This window comes from Georgenia sp. (assembly GCF_054605595.1).
The window spans coordinates 1-4713 of sequence record NZ_JBTSDU010000180.1; the positions used below are offsets into that span (position 1 = coordinate 1).

The window sequence follows — 4713 nt, forward strand, 5'->3', positions numbered from 1 at the left end:
TACCGCAGCGCGGTCAGGTGCCCGCCGAAGACGCACCCGGTGTCCAGGCACATCGTGTTGTTGACCCAGGTCACGACCGGGGTCGGCGTGTGCCCGTAGAGCACCATGGCCCGCCCGCGGTACTCCTCTGCCCAGGGGAGCCGGACCGGCAGCCCGTACTCGTCGGTCTCACCCGTGGTGTCCCCGTACAGGGCAAAGCTCCTGACCCGGCCCGAGGCCCGCCCATGGAAGGCCTCCTTGAGGCCGGCGTGCGCGACGACGAGCCGGCCGTCGTCGAACACCCGGTGAGCCACGAGGCCGTCGCAGAAGTCCCGCACGGCCCGGCGGAACCCTTCGGGCTCGCCGGCCAGCTGGGCAAGGGTCTCGCCGAGACCGTGCGAGACCTGCACCTGTCGGCCGTCGAGCGCCTTCACGAGCTTGTTCTCATGGTTGCCGGGCACCGCGAGCGCGTGGCCGCCCTGGACCATCCCCATCACCAGGCGTAGTACGCCCGGGGAGTCAGGGCCACGGTCGACGAGGTCGCCGAGGAAGAGGGCACGGCGCCCTTCGGGGTGGATGGCGTCGACGGCGCGATGGGCCTCGTCACGAACGACGACGTAGCCCAGGGCGACCAGGAGCGTCTCCAGCTCGCTGCGGCAGCCGTGGACGTCGCCGATCACGTCGAACGGGCCATGGTCGTCGCCATGGTCGCTGCGCAACGGTGCGCGGACGATCGTCGCGGCGGTCACCTCCTCGACGTCGCTGAGCACGTGGACCGTGCGGAATCCTTCCCGGCGCAAGGATCGCAGCGACCGGCGCAGCTGCTGATGCTGTCTGCGCACCACGTGCCGGCCCAGGTCACGGTCGGTACGCGTCGCGTTCCGCTCGAGACACAGCTCCTCGGGCAGGTCCAGGACGATGGCAACGGGAAGCACGTCATGCTCGCGCGCGAGGGCGATGAGGCTCTTGCGGGCCTCCGGTTGCACGTTCGTGGCGTCCACGACGGTGAGCAGCGCGGCGTCGAGCCGCTTGCCCGCGATGAAGTGGAGCACCTCGAACGCGGCCTTCGTCGCGGCCTGGGAGTTCTCGTCGTCGGACACCAGTCCCCGGCAGAAGTCGCTCGAGAGCACCTCGAACCGACCGAAGTGCCGGGCCGCGAAGGTCGACTTGCCGGAACCGGACGCGCCGACCAGGACGACGAGCGACAGGTCCGGGATCGTGAGCGCGGTCATGAGCCGACCTTCGATGCGGCGTCGGCGTCCGGCATGGCGGCGAGGTCGGTTGCCGCACCGGATTCGCCCGCGTGGTCGGTTCGGGTGAACACCGCCAGCTGCGTGGGCGGGCCGACCTCGTCGTCCTCGGCGCCCACCGGCCGGAAGGTGACGGCGTAGCCATGGGCGCGCGCCGCGGCCTGCGCCCACGCTGTGAACTCCGCACGACCCCACTCGAACCGGTGATCGTGGTGGCGCACGTGCCCGGCGGGTAGGTGGGGGAACCGCACGTTGTACTCGGCATTCGGGGTGGTGACGATCAGGGTGCGGGGCCGGGCATGGCCGAGCACCGCCCGTTCCAGGGCAGGGAGTCGTGGTGGATCGATGTGCTCGATGACCTCCATGAGGACTGCCGCGTCGAAGCCGGCGACCCGCGCGTCGCGGTAGGTGACCGAGGACTGCGCCAGCTCGATCCGAGAACGCTTGGCCGCCGCCAGGGTCTCCAGATGCAGCCGGCGGGTGGCCAGCTGCAGGGCCCGAAACGACACGTCGACGCCGAGGAGACGCTCGTAGGTCCGGTCGTCCAGAAGCGCAGCCAGGAGCGTCCCCTCCCCGCAACCCAGGTCGACCACGGAGCGCGCGCCCGATTCGGCGATCGCCGCCAGGACGGCGTCCAGGCGTCGACGTGCCAGCGGTACCCGTGGGGCCCCGGGCTCTTCGACCACGGCGTCGGTCAGGGCATCTTCCTCGCCGACCCGACCCGTGGCGTCGGCCATCAGCTCGTCCGGGTCGAGGACGGCGTCATCGAGGGCTTCCGGCGTCGCGTCGTCCACCTCGGCAAGGCGTTCGAGCGCCGACGTCGCGAGGCTGCGCTGGTTGGCGAGGTACCGATGGACGATGCGCTCGCGGTCCGGGTGTGTCGCCAGCCACCCCTCGCCGGCGCGCATCAACTTGTCGATCTCATCGTGCCCGACCCAATAGTGCTTGTCGGCATCCAGGGCCGGGAGCAGGACGTAGAGGTGGCTGAGCGCGTCGGACAGTCGCAGCGTGCCGGTGAGCCGCAGGTCGACGTATCGGGAGTCGCCCCAGCTGGGGATCTCCGGATCGAGGGGGACCGGTATCGCCTCGACGTGCCAGCCGAGCGGTCCGAACATCTGCTCTGCGACGCCTGCGCCGCCGCGGCAGGGGACGGCCGGTGCGTGGATCTCCAACGGGATCGCGCGTCCTGGCAGGTCCGGTCGGGCTTCGCACCGTCCGGCGATCGCCGTCCGGTACACCCGACCGAGTGCGACGGCGAGCATGGACGAGGCGGCGTAGGGCCGGTCGTTGACGTACTGCGCCAGGCTGAAACCCGACCTCGAGTCCCCTGACTTGCCCCGGACCAGCGCGATCGGGTCCACCTCGAGCAGAAGGGCAGCCGTGCAGCGCGCGTCGGTCGCCTCGGGGTAGAACACGTGCGCCGTGCCGACGGCCAGCTCGAAGGCCTGCACCTTGGCGGGGTGCTTGTGCAGCAGGAACCCGAGATCCGTAGCGGTCGGCGCGGTCGAGGTCACGGTGAGCAGCACGTCCATGATCCTGCCACCGGGGTCCACCCGGTCGAGCTCCCCTCGCCCGAACCCGCCGCGATCACCACGGCTCGACACACCAAGGAACCATGGCTCGACATACCAAGGAAGGGAGTCGACATCCCCGCCCAGAGGACGCATAGTCGACTCCAGGAGAGCTGCTCACGCAGCAGGCCCACCTACACCACCCCCCGGGACTGCATCCGCTGGAGTCGTCCACCGAGCAACCGGGTGAGTCGAGGAGGAGTTCACGTTGATGGGTTGGTACGGCAACGGAACAGGGTCGAGCGCCGGCCATCGGCTCCGACCATGAGCACCCGAGGTCCGATCCCGAGCCCACTGGTGGCCAGGATCCGCAGGTCCGTGATCGGCGACGACCAGGTGATGCCCGGGCCGTACGGTCCGCGGCGGGTGACGTACGCCGACTACACGGCTTCGGGTCGGGCCCTGACCTTCATCGAGGACTTCATCCGGGACGAGGTGCTGCCCCGCTACGCCAACACGCACACGGAATCCAGCGGCACCGGCTTGCAGACCACCCGGCTGCGCGAGGACGCGCGCGCGATCATCCACGCCGCGGTCGGTGGCGACGAGGACACGGTCGTCATCTTCGCCGGCTCGGGATGCACCGGAGCCATCGACAAGCTGGTCGGCATCCTCGGGATCCGGCTTGCCTCGAGCCTGGACGACCGCTACCACCTGAGCGACACCATCGCCGCCCAGGATCGCCCCGTCGTGTTCATCGGGCCCTTCGAGCACCATTCGAACGAGCTGCCCTGGCGCGAGTCGGTCGCGGACGTCGTCGTGATCTCCCAGGACTCCGATGGGCACATCGACGCCGCCCAGCTCGAGCGGGAGCTGGTGAAGTACGCCGCCCGGCCGCTTCTCATCGGTTCGTTCTCGGCGGCCAGCAACGTCACCGGCATCGTCAGTGACACCCACGGCCTCTCTGCCCTGCTGCATCGCCATGGCGCCCTGTCGTTCTGGGACTTCGCCGCCGCCGGCCCCTACGTCGACATCGAGATGCACGCCGCAGCGGGCGGCGACCCGCTGTCCTACCTGGACGCCATCTTCCTCAGTCCCCACAAGCTGATCGGCGGGCCCAGCACTCCTGGCGTCCTGGTCGTGCGGCGCGAGCTGCTGGCCAACCGGGTGCCCGACGTCGTCGGTGGGGGCACCGTGGCCTACGTCAACCCCAGTGAGCACCGGTACGTCGACGACCCCGCCCAACGCGAGGAGGGCGGCACCCCGGCCATCGTCGAGGCGATCCGCGCCGGGCTGGTGTTCCAGCTGAAGCAGGCCGTGGGGGTGGACGTGATCCGTTCCCACGAGGAGGACTACCTGCGGCGTGCCATCGGCGCCTGGCTGCAGGAGCCGTCCGTCGAGATCCTTGGCGACCTGCAGGCGCAGCGGCTCTCGATCCTCTCGTTCGTCGTCCGTGCCCCGAGCGGGCGACACCTGCACCACAACTTCGTCGTCGCCCTGCTCAACGACCTGTTCGGGATCCAGTCCCGCGGCGGGTGCTCGTGCGCAGGCCCGTACGGACACCGACTGCTGGGCATCGACCAGGAGCGGTCGCGCGAGTTCGACCGCGAGATAGCCCACGGGTGCGAGGGCATCAAGCCCGGTTGGGTCCGGGTGAACCTCAACTACTTCATCTCCGAGGCCGTCTTCTCCTACGTCGTGCAGGCCGTGCGGCTCGTGGCCAGGGACGGGTGGCGCCTGCTCGGTGACTACCGGTTCGAGCCGAGCACCGGACTCTGGCGGCACCGTCAGGGACCGGCCGAGCCTCCGCTGCGGCTGGACCAGGTGACGTATGACGCGCAGGGCGCCATGCGCTACCCGAGCCATCAGGACCGCGCACCGGAGTCCGATCTCAAGGGCTACCTCGAGCAGGCCGAGGCTGTGCTCACGGCAGCCACACCTGCCCCCGACGGCCCGATCGACCACCTGGAGAT

At 70.1% G+C, this 4713-nt stretch carries 3 protein-coding genes; 1 reads left to right on the forward strand and 2 read right to left on the reverse strand.

The features are described from left to right. Both ACYC1Z_RS14290 and ACYC1Z_RS14295 read right to left on the reverse strand, forming a co-directional pair. Positions 1 to 1211, reverse strand: a 1211-nt coding sequence (locus tag ACYC1Z_RS14290) for an AAA family ATPase (protein ID WP_461410187.1), incomplete at its 3' end; no start/stop codon positions are given. Further along, a complete protein-coding gene (locus tag ACYC1Z_RS14295; RefSeq protein ID WP_461410188.1) occupies positions 1208 to 2761 on the reverse strand; it encodes a 3' terminal RNA ribose 2'-O-methyltransferase Hen1 in 1554 nt (517 codons plus the stop codon). The genes ACYC1Z_RS14295 and ACYC1Z_RS14290, both read right to left, overlap by 4 nt. 303 nt (positions 2762 to 3064) lie before the next feature. Here ACYC1Z_RS14295 and ACYC1Z_RS14300 point away from each other — a divergent pair. Next, on the forward strand, positions 3065 to 4713 hold a 1649-nt coding region (locus tag ACYC1Z_RS14300), incomplete at its 3' end, for an aminotransferase class V-fold PLP-dependent enzyme (protein ID WP_461410189.1).

Excerpts from the sequence above, each read along its gene's own strand:
- ACYC1Z_RS14295 (WP_461410188.1), bottom strand. The coding sequence starts at position 2,761 with ATGGACGTGCTGCTCACCGTGACCTCGACCGCGCCGACCGCTACGGAT.